The organism is Pseudomonas sp. P106(2024) (assembly GCF_057480815.1).
In genome coordinates this window covers 78,611-94,127 of sequence record NZ_JBLIYU010000008.1, presented here as the reverse complement: position 1 = coordinate 94,127, position 15,517 = coordinate 78,611, and the positions used below count along the sequence as shown (strand labels likewise).

Here is a 15,517-nt window from a genome sequence, read left to right as displayed (position 1 = left end):
CGTGACGCGGCGTCGGTTCACGGAGGTGGGCTGAAGCCCAGGTCAAGCTCTTGCAGGAGATCGCCGTGCCCTATGGGCTACGCAGTCGTGCAGGAAACAACGTTACAAGCATTACCAACGTGGAAGCGGGCTTGCCCCGCGATGCGGCGTATGGCACCGGCATTGCCGGTGATCGCGGGGCCAGCCCGCTCCCACGCAGCCCAACAACCAGATTGCATTGAGAACAGCGCCTTGGGTCAATGTCCACTTCGGATCGATCAGGCAGCCCCCTTCGCCTGCTGTTCCAGATGTACCTGCAACGTCGGATCGATCCCCAACGCACTGGCCAATTCATCAAGGTAGGCCCGCTCCGCATCCTGCTGGTCATCCACCAGCATCACACTGGCCAGGTACATTTCCGCAGCCATGCCCGGGTCCTGGGCCGACTGCGCCACTTCGGCAGCATCGAGGGGTTTGCTGACTTCCTCATCCAGCCATTGCTGCAATTGCGGGTCGCTGGTGTGACGTTTGATTTCGGCATAGATCAACTGTTCTTCCTGCGGGTCGATGCGACCATCAGCCTTGGCTGCCGCAATCAGCGCACGCAAGATCGCATGGCTGTGATCTTCGGCCTCGGGGCCGGACAGTTGATCCACGGTACGCACGGCCTGTTGCGGCGCGGCCGCCTGGCTGCGCTGCCAACTTTGATAGGCCTGGAACGCCATCATGCCCAATGACGCCAGAGCCGCGTAATTGACGCCGCCAGCAGAGCGTCCCTGAGCGGAAGCGCCGGCGTTGCCACCACCGCCACCCAAAAGGCCGCCCAGTAAACCACCAAGGCCACCACTGCCACCTGCGGTACTGCCGCCGCCAAGCAGCCCTCCCAGCAAGCCGCCCAGGCCATCCTGCGCTGACATGCCGCCGCGCCCTTGTTGTGCTTGCGAACCCTGCCCGGCCCGGAGCAACTGTTCCAGTAGATCACTCGTGTTCATCGCACCGCCCTCGGTCGGTAGTCGTCGCCCAGACAAGCAACGATAGCCCCCGCAAGGCGAACCGCCATTACCGTCTGGCCGACGGGTAAGCGGGGGCATACCGAGTGCAGCGAAATAGCACGAACGCTCCCTTCGATTTGAACCGGAAGCAGGAGCTTGACCGCCTCTATTGCGGTAGTTTCGCGATCACCTTGATCTCGAAATCGAAGCCGGACAACCAGGTCACGCCAAGAGCGGTCACCGTAGGATAAGGCGCTTCGCCCCAATACTCGGCCGCCACTTCCCAGATGGTTTCAAACTTCGAGTCGGGATCGACCATGAAGATGGTCGTATCAACCACATCCTCGAAACTACTGCCGGCCTCGGCCAGGATCGCGTTGAGGTTGGCGAAGGCCAGGCGAACCTGCTCAGCGAGGTCAGGCTCGGCCGAGCCGTCCTTACGGCTGCCGACCTGACCGGATACGAACAGAAACCCGTTGGAGCGAATCGCCGGCGAGTAGCGGTGCAGCTCGTACAAAGCATGGCGATCGGGTGGAAAAACGACATCACGTTTACTGGACATTGCCTACCTCGTTCTGGGTCATCGCGGCCCGGTGTTTACGGTGAGACCACTATAAAAAGGCCACCTACCTGGATAAACGGGCAGTTCTGGCCAGGACTGTTTGTATACTCCAAACAATCCAGGTGCGAACGAGGCGTGGAATGGACCGATTCGATGCAATGCAGGCGTTTGCCCGAGTGGTGGAAACCGGCAGTTTCACCAAGGCGGCCGCCACCCTGCACATGAGCAAGACCACCGTGACGCAGCTCATTCAGCAGCTGGAAGCGAGGCTGCGCGTGCGCCTGCTCAACCGCACCACACGCAAGGTCAATGTCACCGCCGATGGCGCGGCCTACTACGAACGCGTGGTTCGGCTACTGATCGACATGGACGACGCCGAGACCAGCTTGTCCAGCGCGTCCACGACACCACGCGGACGGCTGCGGGTGGATGTCCCCAGCCCGCTGGCGCGAATGCTGCTCATACCCGCCTTGCCGGAATTCTTTGCACGTTATCCGGAAATCCAGCTGACCGTGGGCGTGAGCGATCGCATCGTCGACATCATTGGTGAAAACATCGACTGCGTGGTACGTGGCGGCGAGATCACCGATCAGTCCCTGGTGGCAAGGCATGTGGGCGATTTGAAACTCGGTATCTATACCACGCCCGGGTACTTGCAGCGCTTCGGGACACCGGCACACCCGCGTGAGTTAGAGGAAGGCCAGCACAAAACCATCGGCTTTCTCTGGTTTCGAACAGGCAAAACCTTGCCCTACGTGATGCAGCGAGCTGAGGAGCGCATAGAGGTCCAGCCCCGTCCGCAACTGACGGTCGATGACGGCAATGCGTACCTTGCCGCCGGTCTGGCTGGCTTGGGGATGCTCTGGCTGCCGCAGTACATGGCCAAACCGCACCTTAACAGTGGGGAGCTACTGCCGCTGTTTGAAGACTGGCATATGTCGCCAATGCCGATGTACCTGGCTTTCCCGCCGAATCGCCATGTCAGCGCCAAGGTTCGGGTATTTATCGACTGGATAATCGAATTGATGGCCGAGCATGCGCCAGTGATTGGCTGAAACAGATGCAAGGCCGCTGCACCGAATTTCCGCTGTTGCCCGTTTCTGACAGTGCGGCAGAGGCCAACTATGGGTCGTTAGCGGCATTTCGTGACCGGCCGCTTCCGACCCGTAGCTGCCAGTGAGGCCTGCGCTCCATATAGCAATTGCTGTTGGGCTCATCGACAGCTTCGGGTTGAGTGCGCTCATTTGCGATGTCTTGCCGGTTGGCACGCCTACATCAAAAAACAGGCGTGTAACGCACGGTCAGCATCAGGTTGCGCGGATCGCCGAAGCTGTTGGCCCCCCAGCTGTTGCTGATGTTTTGGTAATAGTGTTTGTCGAAGGCATTGTTCAGGTTGGCCTGCAATTGCCATGCGGGCGATGGCCGGTACGCGATCATGAAGTCGCTTACGCTATAGCCCCCCTGTTTCACCCCAAAGCCGGTGTACGCGCTGCTCTGCGTACGCCAGCCACCACCCACCGTCCAACCCTCGAGCTCACCGGGTAGTCGGTAGGTGGTGAAGACCTTGAACAGGTTGTAGGGTGTCTCGCTGTCGAAACGCTCACCCTTCTCTGCCGAGCCTGTGGACTTGGTGTACTCCGCTGCAGCGTAGGTGTAGCCAGCAGACAGCTGCCAACCAGGCGCCAGCTCTCCGCCCACCTCCATGTCCACACCGCGGGTTCGCACTTCGCCACTGGCCTCATAGCAGGCGCTGACGCCAGGGGCACATTGAGCGGACGGCAAGGATTTGGCGAGGTTTTCCTGCACAAGCTGGAATACCGCCGCGCTGGCGTTCAGCGCGCCACCGAAGTACTCACCCTTGAGGCCGGCTTCATAGTTAGTGCCGGTGATCGGATCCAGCAAGCTGCCGCTGGCGCTTTGTGCAGCCTGTGGCTTGAAGATCCGCGTCCAGCTCGCGTACACCGAGTAAGTGTCATTCAAGTCGTAGATTACGCCGGCGTAGGGTGTGAGTTCCCGGGTAGCCTTGTAATCGTCACCGAAGCTGTATCCCCCTGAATGGGTAAGCTGCTCGTATTCGTACCAATCCAGACGCGAGCCGAGAATCAGCCGCAGGTCGTCACGCAGATTGAAACGCACCATGGCATAGGTACTCGATTGTTCTTCATGCCCGGTACGCGACCAGTTGTTGTCTATATCAGGCTTGGGATAGGCACCCGGTTCAAAGTGCTGCGGGTCGACGATCACATCCGAGCCAATGCCCGGGCCGCCAGGGCCATCATTGGTTTCGTCGCGCCGCCAACTGGCACCGACGACCAGTTCATGGGTAGCGCCAAACAAGCTGAAAGGACCAGAAGCGTAGGTGTCCAGGCTCTTCTGGGTGTGCTGGTAGGTGTAGCGACCGATGTTCAGGTGATAGGCATTGTTCTCGTCGGTGTAAAGGCTGCCGCCGAGCATGTCCATGTCGCCGCGCAGCCAGGTGGCGTTCAGGCGCAGCTTCCAGTCATTGTCGAAGCGGTGCTCGACCTCGGCGAATGCACTGCTGTTCTTCTTGTTCCAGTACGTCCAGTTTGGCGCCGTGCGCGTCGACCGTGAAAAGTCGAAAAAGCTGCCGTCGGGGTGGGTAGGCAGCCCGTTCCAATCAGCGCCGGGGTTGTCTTCGCGATTGTACCAGGCGCCAAGGGTGAGGGTAGTGGCCGGGTCCAGATCATATTCGGTGATGCCATAGAACAGCTGCCGCGTATTGCCATAGGCGTCGACGAAACTGTTGCGGTCCTGATAGGCGCCGACGAAACGGCCACGCAGGGTGCCGCTGTCGTTCAACTTATTGCTGATATCGACCTCCCCCCGATAGTCGTCCCACCGCCCCGCGCTGCCGGTAAGGGACAACTGCGGCGTCAGTGTCGGGCGCTTGCGTATCAGGTTGAGGGTGCCAGAGGGGTTGCCAGCCCCCACCATCAAGCCCGAGGCACCCCGTACCACTTCCACATGGTCGTACATGGCTAGCGTCGAGGTACCGAGGGTATCACTGTCATAGGCCACGGGCAGGCCATCGATCATGATGTTGTCGATGGCGGACCCACGCGAATAGAACTCGGGGCGCTCGCCACCTGTCTTGCGCAGGGTCAGGCCTGGCGTGTAGGTGGCAATGTCCTCAAGCTTCTGCAAGTTCTGATCGTCCATGCGCTGGCGGGTCAACACTGTCACCGATTGCGGAGTTTCGCGCAGCGAGATCGGCAACTTGGTCGCCGTCTGCATAGCCCCGGTGGTGTACGACCCGGTGTGCTCGCTGGTCATGCCCAGGCCCTGCCCCTGGATGGTGGTTGCACCCAACTGCACCGCCGTTTCATTGTCATTGCGTTGCTGCAGGTAGGCGCGGTTGCCATCGGCCATGACAAAGCCCAGACCGGTACCGGCCAGCAGCTGCTGCAGTGCAGCGCTGGCCGTGTACTGGCCGCTCACGGCGCTGCTGGTCTTGCCGCGGGTCAGCGCGCCGTCGGCAAAAAGCTGGATACCGCTGCTGGCCGACCACTGCGCAATCGCGCCTTCCAGCGGCTGGGCGGCAATGCTGTAGGTGCGGGTTTGCGCCTGGGTGGTGCTGGCCGCGTGTGCTTGCGGCAGGGTGGCGAGCGTGAAAACGCAGCTCAGGGCGCTGACCAACAGCAGGGGTTTGATGGGGGGGCTAGGGGTGGGCATTCGAATTTCCAGTCCGTCCTGAAGGCAATACTCGCAATTCATTCTCGTTTGCGATCAAGACTAAAGACGGACCACCGGCCAAACACAACGACGCGGTTTTTCAGTTTTTTTTCAATCAGTGTTGTATGGGGCGTACCAAGGTCAGCCACGGGCCCACCATGGTGACACGAATCGGCAGAATGAACTGCAAGCTCTGCAACGCAGCGTCGGCTTCACGCGCTTGTACCGCTGCTGTAACCCGCAACTGGGCGAGGCTGCTGTCCGTCAGCAGCAGGTGCGCGCGGGAATAGGGTTGCAGACGCTGTAACACCTGCGTCAGCGGCTCATCGCGAAACACCAGGCGTTGCTCGCGCCAGGCCAACTGTTGGCCGGGGTCGACATGCCGTAATGCGCCAATGCCCTGCGCGTCGTAGTGCAGCGCCTGGCCCTCCTCGGCTTCGGCCTGCTGCCCCGCACGGCTGACCCGCACACTGTGCTCGGTCACCGTTACGTTCGCGCCGTCCTCCAGCACCTGCACGTCGAACGCGGTACCCAAGGCGCGCACATCACCGCCTGCGGCCTCGACGATAAAGGGCCTCGCCGGGTTGGGCGTCACCTTGAACCAGGCCTCGCCCTGGTACAGACGCAACCGCCGCTCATCGGCACTGAAGCTCACGTCCAACGCAGTGTGCGGCGCCAGTTGCACGATCGAACCGTCGTCCAAGGTCCAGCTGCGCACCTGAGCCACCTCGGTGCGGTAATCCGCCCAACGTGCGGGAGAAAAGGCAAATACCGTAAAGGCCAGCAGTAACGCCGCTGCGGTTGCCAGGCCTACAAACCTACGCCGGGGCAAACGCCGAAGCGGGGTACGGCTGGCGGCAACATGGGCATGGCCCGCCATGCCGGCTACCCCCCATACCTGCCAGGCACGCTGCCAGGCAGCCGGGTGGCTGGGGTCGGCGGCAAGCCAGCGTGCGAATGCTTCGCGCTCGGCCGCTGTCACGCCCGCGTCCTGGAGGCGCACGCACCACTCCAGCGCCTGGTCCAGGGGGGTATGCGAGTCGTTTTCGTTCATCATGCAAGTGCAGGCAGGTGGCAGTTAAAACGCGCGCAGTGTAACCAGCCTTTCATGACATTGCCTTCTCGATGCGCTGCATCGCCTTGACCATCTGCGAAACCACGGTGCTTTTGGAAATGCCCAGGCGCTCGGCAACCTGCTGGTGGTCCAGGCCATCGATACGGCACAGGATGAACACTTCGCGGCAGCGCGGCGGCAGCTCGGCGATCACCTGCATGACCTGTTGCAACTCGCGGCTCAACTCGGTCTTGCGGGCCGGGTCCAGTTTCGCATCGGGTACACCTTCAACCAGCACCGGGTCGGCCTGCACCTCGATGCCCAAGGCCTCGCGACGGCGGATGTCCATGCCGAGGTTGCGGGCAATGCGGAAGATATAGGCACGTGGGTTGCCGATACGTTCGCCTACCTTACGGCTGGCCACGCGCAGCCAGGTTTCCTGGGTGAGATCGTCAGCAATCGTGGCACTGCCGAAGTGCCGCACCAGATAAGCCTTCAGCGCTTCACGGTTGTCCAGGAATGTCGATGTCAGAGGGTCGCGATCTTGCGGCATTCGCTAAGCATCCTGCACAGCGGCGGGGAATTGGTAGCAAGGTATCATTTTCTGCGAATAATTCTCAACTGCGCATATTAACCGGGACGTGTGGGTGTAGGGTTATCCACCCCTACAGGATTCGCTTCAACGGAGAGAAACCGGGTAAGCCAACGGCGCTTTGGATCAGTGTCCGCTATGGGTCGATAGCTGCCACTCGCAAGTGACCACAGTCGACCCAAAGCGGCCCCACTGCCTTTCGTCATACTTGACTATGTGTTCTAGCCTTTCGTGAGGTCATAAGCGTTTGGCACATAGTCGCCACTTCTGGGATGGCCGCAGCCAGCGTGGACAATACTTGATGCATTTCCTGAGCATCTGGAAATGGATATACATCCAGGCTCATGGCAATCCTAAGCTTGCGCGGATCTTGCTGTTCTCTGAGCCACGTCTCGACCTCACGCGTCATTGCCGAACCGTTATCGTTTGTTTGCCAAGCCAACAAATTGAAAAGTTCGGCCACCAGCTCTTCGGGCACTGTTCGGGGTATTTCTGCGAAGAGGCGATTGGCTAGGTCAAGCTCGCCAAATACGCTTACCACATCATGCACCGCGTCAAACGCCTGGGTGTATTCGGCTACGTTGCGCTCGATTTTAATGATGTCGAGCGCTTGTTTTAGCGATGGGTGCATATAGTCATTCCATGGTGTTGCAGGAGTGTTTGACTATGCGGCCATGCAGACCCAAGGCATCGTCAGCGCGTTGAGCCGCGGTGTCGCAACGTCTCACACCTTAGAGGCAAGCGTTCAGGCCGAAAAGAATTATCTTATTACCTTTTTCAAGCGACCGCTTCTGGCCGACTTCTGCCTGTTCCCACCGTCTGCTCTGGGTCGAAAGCAGCCAGACACGGATAACTGCTCTCGCCCCATATCTGCCCTTGACGGAGCACAGATAACAGCCAGCAGCGGTCGACACAAACCAGCCAGGTACAGATAATCAACGTCTCACAGGGATGCCCGGGAACGAATGTCATGGACTGTCTTTCGACGCTTATCACTGACCGGCTGGTTCTCACCCCCCTTCAGTTGGAGGATTCACCCATTATTCAGGAGCTGTTCCCCTGCTGGGAGGTGGTTCGCTATCTGGATCGTCGTGTCCCATGGCCGTATCCAGAAGACGGGGCGCTGATCTATGTCCGAGATATCGCCCTGCCTGCAATGGCAGCAGGTCGTGAATGGCACTGGATGATCCGCATGCGCGACGATGCTAGCTGCACCCTGGGTAGCATCAGTTTGTATGATCAGCCTGGAAACAACAGGGGCTTCTGGCTCGCACCACAGTGGTGGGGAAAGGGCTACATGCGCGAGGCATGCCGGATTATCAATGCCTATTGGTTCGAGACACTGTCGCGTCCGGTCATGCAGGTTCCCAAAGCTGTTGCCAATGACGCATCTCGCAAGGTCTCGACACATGAGGGTATGCGCTTGATAGACGTGCGGGCAGGAGATTTCGTATCTGGACGGATGGAGGTCGAAATATGGGAGATGACTCGTGCTGACTGGTTAGAAAGATCGACTGCCAGTCGCTAGTGCTTTACGTCAGAGGTTGAAGCGCGGGCAGCCGCCCCCGCACCGAAGTGCGGCGTTGGCTTGCCTTTTTGGCTTTTCAGGAAGGGAACAGCTTGCTCAGACAGTTGAACTTTTTCTTATAGGAACGTCGGGCTTGCAGCGCCTCTTCCAGCGTCACCGCAACGAAGCGGGCCTTCTGGTTGGGTTGCATCTGGCCGACCAGGTCGAGGTCGGCGCTGATCACCGTGCCGATCATCGCGTAGCCGCCACCGGACACCGCATCGCGGTGCAGGATGATCGGCTCGAGCCCTGCCGGCACCTGGATCGAGCCGATCGGGTAGCAGCTGTCGACGATGTTCGAAGGGTCGGAGCCAGCGCCGAACGGCTGCTCGCGAGGCTGGAAGCTCAGCGGGCTGCCACCCTTGAAGCGGTAGCCGATGCGATCTGCCTCCGAACCGACGGTCCAGGCTTCGGCAAAAAAGCTGTCCGCCGCCGCCAGGGTCAGGCGGTCGTAGTACAGCCCCGGCACCACCCGCAGGGTGATCTCCCCTCCCAGAGACTGACGCAACGCCATGGGCAGACTCGCCCCGGCACGCCCCTTGCCGCTGGCGGTGCCGATCGGCAGTTCATCACCCATCACCAGCCTGCGCCCCTGAAAGCCACCCAGCGCCCCCAGTGCGTAGGTGGAACGACTGCCGAGCACCACCGGCACATCGATACCCCCGGCCACCGCCAGATAAGCCCGCGCGCCAGCCTTGGGGAAGTCGAAACGCAGCACTTGTCCGGCCTTCACTTCGAAGGCGGTGTCCAAGTGCATGTCCACGCCATCGACCTTCGGCGTCATCTGCGCACCACATACCGCTACCAGGGCGTCCTGCTGAAATTCCAGCTCCGGCCCCAGCAAGGTGCATTCCAGCGCCGCCGAATTGGCCGGGTTGCCCACCAACTGGTTGGCCGCGCTCAGGGCGTACTGGTCCAGCGCCCCGGAAGGCGGGATACCCAGGTGGTAGTAGCCTTCGCGGCCGAGGTCCTGCACCGAGGTGGCCAGACCGGGTTTGAGCACCTTGATCATGCCAGCACCTCCTGCAACGACTTGGGATAACCGATCGGGTCGGCGAGGAACGCATCGAGCGAGAACTCCACTGGACGGATGCGCAGATCAAAACGCCCGGCTTCGACCTCGGCCACGGCGTGATCATAGGCATCGCGGTCCATTGGCTTGAACTGCACGATGTCGCCGGGGCGGAAGAACACCATGTGTTCCTTCAGGTACGCCAGGTTCTGCTGCGGGTCGTAGATCGGTGCCGGAGTGACGCCAAACATCTGGTAGCCACCGGCGCCACGTACCGAGTAAATGCAACCGAAGCAGCCGCCATGGCCCAGGGTCAGTTTCGGTGTGTCGGTGCGGGGTCGCAGGTACTTGGGCACCTGCAATTGCCGTTCGCGCTCGACCATCTGGAACATGAACGGCAGGCCCGCCACGAAGCCCACCATCGAAACGAACCACGGCGCGCCACTGTGGGCGGCGATGAACGCCTCGACGTCGGCCAAGCCATTGATGCGCGCGGCGTACTCCAGGTCCGTGGCATTCGGGTCCTGGTGGCGGTCGCGAAAGCGCATCAGGGTTTCGTGGGTCCAGGGATCGTTGTAGAGCACCGGGATCTCGATGATCCGGGTGTGCAGGGTGCGCTCGGCCACGGCCTGGGCCTCGGCCCCCTTCACTGCTTCAAGCAGATCTGCCGGCGCGATGCGATCCGGGTCAAAGCGGATCTGGAACGAGGCGTTGGCCAAGCACACGTCGAGCACGCCATCGAGGGCCAGACGCTCCACCGCGCGGGTGACCGCCATGCCCTTGAAGAAGGCCTCAAGGGACATGCTGTCGCTGACTTCGGCAAACAGATGTTCGTCGGCGCCAAAGCTGTAGCGAATCGGACTGCTCATGCTGCACCTCCACTGCGGCGCTCGGCCAGCCAGGTTTCCAACGTGCCGGTGTGGAAATCGGCGGTGTGCAACCAGGGTTGCTCCAGCAGTTCGCCATGCAACGACAAGGTGCTGGCCATGCCGGTAAGCGTGGTCTGCTCGACCGCCAGTCGCGCGCGGGCCAGGGCTTCGGCGCGGTCACGGCCATGAACAATCAGCTTGGCCAGCAGCGAGTCATAGTAGGGCGGCACCCGGTAGCCTTCATACAGATGACTGTCGACCCGCACGCCCTCGCCTTGTGGCCAGTTCAGCGCTTGCACAAGCCCTGGGCTTGGGAAGAAATCCCGTGCGGGGTCTTCGGCGTTCAGGCGCATCTGCAGGGCCGCGCCGTTGATTGCGATATCGCTCTGCTTGAGTCCCAGTGGCTCGCCACCGGCAATGCGCAGCATGGCCTGGACCAGATCGATACCGGTGATCAGCTCGCTGACCGGGTGTTCTACCTGGATCCGTGTGTTCATCTCGATGAAGAAAAACTCGCCGGTGGCGTCATCGTACAGATACTCAAGGGTGCCGGCGCCCTTGTATCCCAGCGCCTCGGTCAGGCGCACGGCGCTCGCGCACAGAGACTCGCGCTGCTGGGCACCGAGGATCGGTGACGGCGCTTCTTCGAAGATCTTCTGGCGGCGGCGTTGCAGCGAACATTCGCGCTCGAACAGGTGCACCGCCTGCTTGCCGTCGCCCAGCACCTGCACTTCGATATGCCGGGCCTTGCCGATGAAGCGCTCCAGATACACCGCGCCATTGCCAAAGGCGGACTGGGCTTCGCGCTGGGAACGGGGGAATTCTTCGCGCAACTGTTGCGGGTTTTCCGCCAGACGAATGCCGCGTCCACCGCCTCCGGCCGAGGCCTTGATCAGCAGCGGGAAACCGACGGATCTGGCGGCCTCGAGCGCCGACTCCACATCGAACAGTTCATCGGCAGAACCGGGCACCACCGGCACGCCCGCCGCTTGCGCGGTGCGCCGGGCTTCGGCCTTGTCACCCATGCGGCGGATGGTCTCGGGGCTTGGGCCGACGAAAATCGCGCCAGCGGCGAGTACCGCTTCGGCGAATTCGGCGTTTTCCGAAAGAAAGCCATAACCGGGGTGCACCGCAGTGGCCCCGGTGGCCTTCAGGGCACCGAGCAAGGCCTCGACATTGAGGTAGCTCTTGTCAGCGCGGGCCGGGCCAAGGATGTGTACTTCGTCGGCCATGCGCGCGGCCTGGGAATCGACGTCTGCTTCGCTGCACGCTGCCACGGTTGGAATCCCGAGCGCTTTCGCGGCACGGATGATCCGCACGGCGATCTCGCCACGGTTGGCGATCAGCAGTTTACCAATGCCTTGAGTCATGGTTGTGCCCTCACGCATCTTCGAGTGTCGCGATGACCTGACCCGGCTCCACCGGATCACCGTCTTCGACCAGAAATGCGTCCAGACGCCCTGCCGTACCCGCGGTCAGTTCGGAAAACTGCTTCATGACCTCGATCAGGCCAATCACCGTGTCGGCACTGACGTTGGCACCGGCCTCGACGTAGTTCGGCGATTCCGGGGTGGCTTTGCGGTAGAAAGTTCCCGGCAATGGGGTGATGACGGTGTGCTGCGCCATGTCTGTTCCTCTTGGAATAGTTGTAGAAAGGCAGGCAAAAAATCTGTGTATCGAGCAAACCCTGGCGTCTGCGTGCCAGGTGTCGTCGGTGGCTTTAGCGCGGTGCGCGCACCTCGATCCCCGCGCCATCAAGTGCTTTACGGGTGGCCTCGACCAGTGCCAAGGCACCGGGTGTATCGCTGTGCAAGCAGATGGAGTCGAACTCGATCGCCAGGTCTTCACCTTCCACCGTGCGCACCACGCCCTCCTGACAGGCACGCAGGACCCGCGCAGCGACCTGCGCGGGGTCGTAGGCACGCACATTGCGGGTGAAGACGATGGAGCCGCTGATGTCGTATTCGCGGTCGGCATAGAACTCGCGGATCACGGGCTGGCCGAGCTCAGTGGCGATACGCCAGATCGTCGAGTCGGGCATGCAATACAGCAGCAGTTCAGGCTCCAGGCGCTGCAGGTTTTCCACCAGCAAGCGCGCCGCTTCTTCGTCCCGGGCCAGGTGCATGTACAGCGCACCGTGCGGTTTGATGTGCTGCAGGGCCACGCCTTGCGCTCGGGCGAGCTCACGCAGGGCCCCCAGCTGGTACAGCATGTCGTCCACCAGCTCCTGGGCCGATGCATGGATGTGGCGGCGGCCGAACCCGACCAGGTCGCGAAAGCCCGGATGGGCACCGACGGCCACGCCCAGGCGCTTGGCCTGCTCGACCGTGCGGCGCATGGTGCCGGGGTCGCCGGCATGAAAACCGGTGGCGATGTTGGCCGAGCTGATGAAGCCCATCAATTCGTTGTCGACCCCGTCGCCGATCGTCCACGGACCGAAGCCTTCGCCCATGTCCGAATTGAAATCTACTGCCTGCATGACACGTGCTCCTGACGCTTGTGACTTCATGCAGAGCACGTTAAGTTCCAGCCACCCCCTTGGGAAGATCTATTATCCGAGGGGGCATCTTCTGAAAATCAGATACCTCGTCAAGCGGAGTGTTCATGTCACTGACCCTGCGCCAGGTTCGCTACTTCGTCGCCACGGCCGAGATCGGGCAAATCTCCCAAGCTGCGATTCATCTGAATATTTCCCAGTCAGCGGTGACCACTGCGATCAAGGAACTGGAGGGCATGCTCGGCACGCTACTGTTCCAGCGCTCGGCCCAGGGCATGAGCCTGACCGATGCCGGACGGCACTTTCTCAACCGGGCCTACGTGATCTTGCGCAGCGTAGAGGACGCCCTCAACAGCCCACTGCCGGACGTTCGCGCCACCGGCCTGTTGCGGGTAGCGGCCAGTTACACGGTGATCGGCTACTTCCTGCCCCATCACCTGCAACGCCTGGAACACTGGCACCCGGACGTGGCCATCGAAGTGCACGAACGGGAGCGCCAGGCCATCGAGCAAGGCCTGCTCGAAGGCGAATTCGACATGGCGGTGGTGCTGACCTCGAACCTGACCCACCCGGACATCGTCTCGAAAACCCTGTTCAATTCCGAGCGCCGGCTGTGGCTGCCCAGCCATCACCCGCTGTGCGAGCGCTCGGCCGTGAGCCTTGCCGACGTCACACAGGAGCCGTTCATCCTGCTTACCGTCGACGAAGCCGAACAAAGCGCCATGCGCTACTGGGAACATGCCCAGCAGCAGCCCAACGTGCGAATCCGCACCAGCTCTGTGGAGGCAGTGCGCAGCATGGTGGCCAACGGCAGCGGCGTGGCGATCCTCTCCGACCTGGTACATCGCCCCTGGTCGCTGGAAGGTAAACGCATCGAAACGGTGACCATCACCGACAAGGTCACCCCCATGAGCGTCGGCCTGGCCTGGCATCGCGAGCGTGAATTCAGCCCGGCGATGCACGCGTTCCACCATTACTTCCACGATGCATTCCTGGCGCCGCAACAACTTTCCGCACGGCGTTGAAAGCAAGCAAATGCCCCTCATCCATCAGGCCAATCATGCCCCGCGCCCTCCTGCATTCTTGTCGCTACCCAATTAATCTCATATGATACTAAGTCTCATTTGCACCAATTTCGTGACAGCTCATGGCATCTATCGATACCGCTCAGCTCACTGCTCTTTACCAACAGCAACACCGCTGGTTGCGTAGTTGGCTGTATCGGCAATTGAGCTGCTCACACCGCGCCGCTGATTTGATGCAGGACACCTTCATGCGCCTGTTGGCCAGCAACGAGGCGCTTGAGATCCGCCAGCCTCGGCCTTTCCTGGCCAAGGTGGCACGCAGTGTCCTGTCCAACCACTACCGCCGCGCACGCCTGGAAAAAGCCTATCTGGATGCGCTCCAGACCGAAGACAAAAGCGTGCTGCCGGACCTGGCGACCCAACTGATTATTTTCGAGACGCTGGTTCGACTCGACGAAGCGCTGTGCGAACTGGATGTCGCCGTCAAAAAGGCTTTTCTCTGGTCGCAACTCGATGGGCTCAGCCACGCAGATATTGCCGAGCGACTGGGTATTTCAATCGCTACCGTCAAACGCCACATCATCAAGGCAGGTGCGCGATGCATGCTGGTGACGGAAGCACTGTAATGACTATCACCGCCAACGCCTTTGGCCGAGAACCCTCGCTATCGCCGAAAATGTGTGAGGAGGCGATGGAGTGGTGGCTCGATATGCAGGAGGCCAATTTCGATTCACCCGCACAGGCCGCATTCATGGCGTGGCGTAGTGAACACCCCTTGCATGAACTGGCCTGGGAAAAAGCCTTGGCGTTGGGGGCGCAGCTCGATTCATTGCGCACCCAAGGCGATCCAGACCTCGCCCGACAGGCCCTGTTGCTTCCCTCCCAGGAAGGGCTGAGCAGGCGTCGGGCAATAAAGGGCCTGGCCTTGATGTTGGCTGCAGGTACCGGTGCCTGGCTGGGTCGAGACAGCGAGTTGATGTCGCGCATGAGTGCCGACTACACCACGGGCGTGGGCGAGCGACGACGTGTTGCGCTTGCCTCGGATCTGTCGCTTGAACTCAATACCCGTAGCGCAATAAATGCTCGCACGGCTGACCAGCGCTGGCACCTTCGATTACTCAGCGGCGAGGTCCTGATCAACACCGCCTTGAACCCGGCGCTGTTTATCGAAACCGCACAGGTTCGGGCGCAGGCGTCCTCGGCGCGTTTCACAATGCGGCAGTTTGACAATGGCTCAACCCAGCTGGCGATCTATCATGGCTCGCTTGAAATAAGCCCGACCCAAGCCAACCTCTGGACCACTCTGCAAGCCGGGCAGCTGGCGCGTTTCGGGCCGTTCGGGATACTCGATCAGGGGGCAATGCAAGCATCCTCTCCCGCCTGGGCCGAAGGCATGATCGTCGCCAACGGCCAACCGCTCAAGGCGTTTCTCGACGAACTTGGCCGGTATCGCCATGGGCATCTTGGGTGCGACGCCGCCCTGGCCAACCTGCGCGTATGGGGCACCTACCCGCTGGCAGACAGCGATCGAATCATCGATGCCGTCGCCCACACACTGAAACTGGATGTACAGCGTTTCACTCGCCTGTGGGTCAACTTGCGTCCCCTGCCCGCTAACGTTTGAAATTTTTTCGTCCTCGATGAGCCGTTTTGATTTCTGGCGAGACTCATAGGC

General features: G+C 61.1%; 16 protein-coding genes. 5 read left to right on the top strand and 11 right to left on the bottom strand.

Annotated elements, in window-relative coordinates; genetic code table 11:
- Positions 1-257 precede the first annotated feature (257 nt).
- Together AC25M7_RS15210 and AC25M7_RS15205 are read right to left on the bottom strand one after the other, a co-directional pair.
- Positions 258-971 (bottom strand): tellurite resistance TerB family protein, encoded by a 714-nt coding sequence (locus AC25M7_RS15210; RefSeq protein ID WP_486971207.1) that lies wholly within the window; start codon positions 969-971, stop codon positions 258-260.
- A 166-nt stretch (positions 972-1,137) separates the two neighbouring features.
- On the bottom strand, positions 1,138-1,533 hold the full coding sequence (locus AC25M7_RS15205) for a RidA family protein (RefSeq protein WP_062360352.1): 396 nt from the start codon (positions 1,531-1,533) through the stop codon (positions 1,138-1,140).
- A gap of 140 nt (positions 1,534-1,673) precedes the next feature.
- On the opposite strand from AC25M7_RS15205, the gene AC25M7_RS15200 reads away from it, so the two are divergent.
- Positions 1,674-2,588, top strand: a complete 915-nt coding sequence (locus tag AC25M7_RS15200) for a LysR family transcriptional regulator (protein WP_069016590.1) — start codon at positions 1,674-1,676, stop codon at positions 2,586-2,588.
- A gap of 220 nt (positions 2,589-2,808) precedes the next feature.
- On the opposite strand, the gene AC25M7_RS15195 is transcribed toward AC25M7_RS15200, so the two are convergent.
- The 4 genes from AC25M7_RS15195 to AC25M7_RS15180 form a co-directional block, all read right to left on the bottom strand.
- The gene (locus AC25M7_RS15195) at positions 2,809-5,226 is read right to left on the bottom strand and encodes a TonB-dependent siderophore receptor (RefSeq protein ID WP_279153131.1); all 2,418 of its coding nucleotides are present in this window, start codon (positions 5,224-5,226) and stop codon (positions 2,809-2,811) included.
- A gap of 115 nt (positions 5,227-5,341) precedes the next feature.
- A complete protein-coding gene (locus AC25M7_RS15190; protein ID WP_486971206.1) occupies positions 5,342-6,283 on the bottom strand; it encodes a FecR family protein in 942 nt (313 codons plus the stop codon).
- A gap of 49 nt (positions 6,284-6,332) precedes the next feature.
- Positions 6,333-6,833, bottom strand: a complete 501-nt coding sequence (locus AC25M7_RS15185) for an RNA polymerase sigma factor (protein ID WP_105945271.1) — start codon at positions 6,831-6,833, stop codon at positions 6,333-6,335.
- A gap of 241 nt (positions 6,834-7,074) precedes the next feature.
- A complete protein-coding gene (locus AC25M7_RS15180) occupies positions 7,075-7,503 on the bottom strand; it encodes a hypothetical protein (protein ID WP_028690768.1) in 429 nt (142 codons plus the stop codon).
- A gap of 339 nt (positions 7,504-7,842) precedes the next feature.
- Between AC25M7_RS15180 and AC25M7_RS15175 the strand changes: the two genes are divergently transcribed.
- Entirely contained in the window at positions 7,843-8,400 is a 558-nt protein-coding gene (locus tag AC25M7_RS15175) for a GNAT family N-acetyltransferase (RefSeq protein WP_028690767.1), read from the top strand.
- A gap of 76 nt (positions 8,401-8,476) precedes the next feature.
- Here AC25M7_RS15175 and AC25M7_RS15170 read toward each other — a convergent pair whose 3' ends face one another.
- From AC25M7_RS15170 to AC25M7_RS15150, 5 genes are all read right to left on the bottom strand, one after another.
- Complete coding sequence (locus AC25M7_RS15170) at positions 8,477-9,451, bottom strand: 5-oxoprolinase subunit C family protein (protein ID WP_280092447.1); 975 nt, start codon at positions 9,449-9,451, stop codon at positions 8,477-8,479.
- A complete protein-coding gene (locus AC25M7_RS15165) occupies positions 9,448-10,320 on the bottom strand; it encodes a 5-oxoprolinase subunit B family protein (RefSeq protein ID WP_028690765.1) in 873 nt (290 codons plus the stop codon). The genes AC25M7_RS15170 and AC25M7_RS15165 overlap by 4 nt, the downstream gene beginning before the upstream one ends.
- Positions 10,317-11,690, bottom strand: a complete 1,374-nt coding sequence (locus AC25M7_RS15160; protein WP_486971205.1) for an acetyl-CoA carboxylase biotin carboxylase subunit — start codon at positions 11,688-11,690, stop codon at positions 10,317-10,319. The genes AC25M7_RS15165 and AC25M7_RS15160 overlap by 4 nt, the downstream gene beginning before the upstream one ends.
- Before the next feature lie 10 nt (positions 11,691-11,700).
- Entirely contained in the window at positions 11,701-11,946 is a 246-nt protein-coding gene (locus AC25M7_RS15155) for an acetyl-CoA carboxylase (RefSeq protein WP_023629552.1), read from the bottom strand.
- Positions 11,947-12,040: 94 nt separating this feature from the next.
- Positions 12,041-12,799: a 5-oxoprolinase subunit PxpA gene (locus AC25M7_RS15150; protein WP_028690763.1), complete on the bottom strand. Its 759-nt coding sequence runs from the start codon at positions 12,797-12,799 to the stop codon at positions 12,041-12,043.
- 125 nt (positions 12,800-12,924) lie between these two features.
- On the opposite strand from AC25M7_RS15150, the gene AC25M7_RS15145 reads away from it, so the two are divergent.
- The 3 genes from AC25M7_RS15145 to AC25M7_RS15135 all read left to right on the top strand — a co-directional run bounded on the left by AC25M7_RS15145 (position 12,925) and on the right by AC25M7_RS15135 (position 15,466).
- The gene (locus tag AC25M7_RS15145) at positions 12,925-13,842 is read left to right on the top strand and encodes a LysR family transcriptional regulator (protein ID WP_028690762.1); all 918 of its coding nucleotides are present in this window, start codon (positions 12,925-12,927) and stop codon (positions 13,840-13,842) included.
- A gap of 122 nt (positions 13,843-13,964) precedes the next feature.
- Positions 13,965-14,468: a sigma-70 family RNA polymerase sigma factor gene (locus AC25M7_RS15140; protein ID WP_062360365.1), complete on the top strand. Its 504-nt coding sequence runs from the start codon at positions 13,965-13,967 to the stop codon at positions 14,466-14,468.
- Entirely contained in the window at positions 14,468-15,466 is a 999-nt protein-coding gene (locus tag AC25M7_RS15135) for a FecR domain-containing protein (protein ID WP_186595767.1), read from the top strand. Before AC25M7_RS15140 ends, AC25M7_RS15135 begins: the two co-directional genes overlap by 1 nt.
- Positions 15,467-15,517: the final 51 nt, after the last annotated feature.

Bases quoted from the DNA above. Each gene is read 5' to 3' on its own strand.
- AC25M7_RS15210 (WP_486971207.1), bottom strand. From the start codon at position 971: ATGAACACGAGTGATCTACTGGAACAGTTGCTCCGGGCCGGGCAGGGT.
- AC25M7_RS15205 (WP_062360352.1), bottom strand. From the start codon at position 1,533: ATGTCCAGTAAACGTGATGTCGTTTTTCCACCCGATCGCCATGCTTTG.
- AC25M7_RS15200 (WP_069016590.1), top strand. From the start codon at position 1,674: ATGGACCGATTCGATGCAATGCAGGCGTTTGCCCGAGTGGTGGAAACC.
- AC25M7_RS15195 (WP_279153131.1), bottom strand. From the start codon at position 5,226: ATGCCCACCCCTAGCCCCCCCATCAAACCCCTGCTGTTGGTCAGCGCC.
- AC25M7_RS15190 (WP_486971206.1), bottom strand. From the start codon at position 6,283: ATGATGAACGAAAACGACTCGCATACCCCCCTGGACCAGGCGCTGGAG.
- AC25M7_RS15185 (WP_105945271.1), bottom strand. From the start codon at position 6,833: ATGCCGCAAGATCGCGACCCTCTGACATCGACATTCCTGGACAACCGT.
- AC25M7_RS15180 (WP_028690768.1), bottom strand. From the start codon at position 7,503: ATGCACCCATCGCTAAAACAAGCGCTCGACATCATTAAAATCGAGCGC.
- AC25M7_RS15175 (WP_028690767.1), top strand. From the start codon at position 7,843: ATGGACTGTCTTTCGACGCTTATCACTGACCGGCTGGTTCTCACCCCC.
- AC25M7_RS15170 (WP_280092447.1), bottom strand. From the start codon at position 9,451: ATGATCAAGGTGCTCAAACCCGGTCTGGCCACCTCGGTGCAGGACCTC.
- AC25M7_RS15165 (WP_028690765.1), bottom strand. From the start codon at position 10,320: ATGAGCAGTCCGATTCGCTACAGCTTTGGCGCCGACGAACATCTGTTT.
- AC25M7_RS15160 (WP_486971205.1), bottom strand. From the start codon at position 11,690: ATGACTCAAGGCATTGGTAAACTGCTGATCGCCAACCGTGGCGAGATC.
- AC25M7_RS15155 (WP_023629552.1), bottom strand. From the start codon at position 11,946: ATGGCGCAGCACACCGTCATCACCCCATTGCCGGGAACTTTCTACCGC.
- AC25M7_RS15150 (WP_028690763.1), bottom strand. From the start codon at position 12,799: ATGCAGGCAGTAGATTTCAATTCGGACATGGGCGAAGGCTTCGGTCCG.
- AC25M7_RS15145 (WP_028690762.1), top strand. From the start codon at position 12,925: ATGTCACTGACCCTGCGCCAGGTTCGCTACTTCGTCGCCACGGCCGAG.
- AC25M7_RS15140 (WP_062360365.1), top strand. From the start codon at position 13,965: ATGGCATCTATCGATACCGCTCAGCTCACTGCTCTTTACCAACAGCAA.
- AC25M7_RS15135 (WP_186595767.1), top strand. From the start codon at position 14,468: ATGACTATCACCGCCAACGCCTTTGGCCGAGAACCCTCGCTATCGCCG.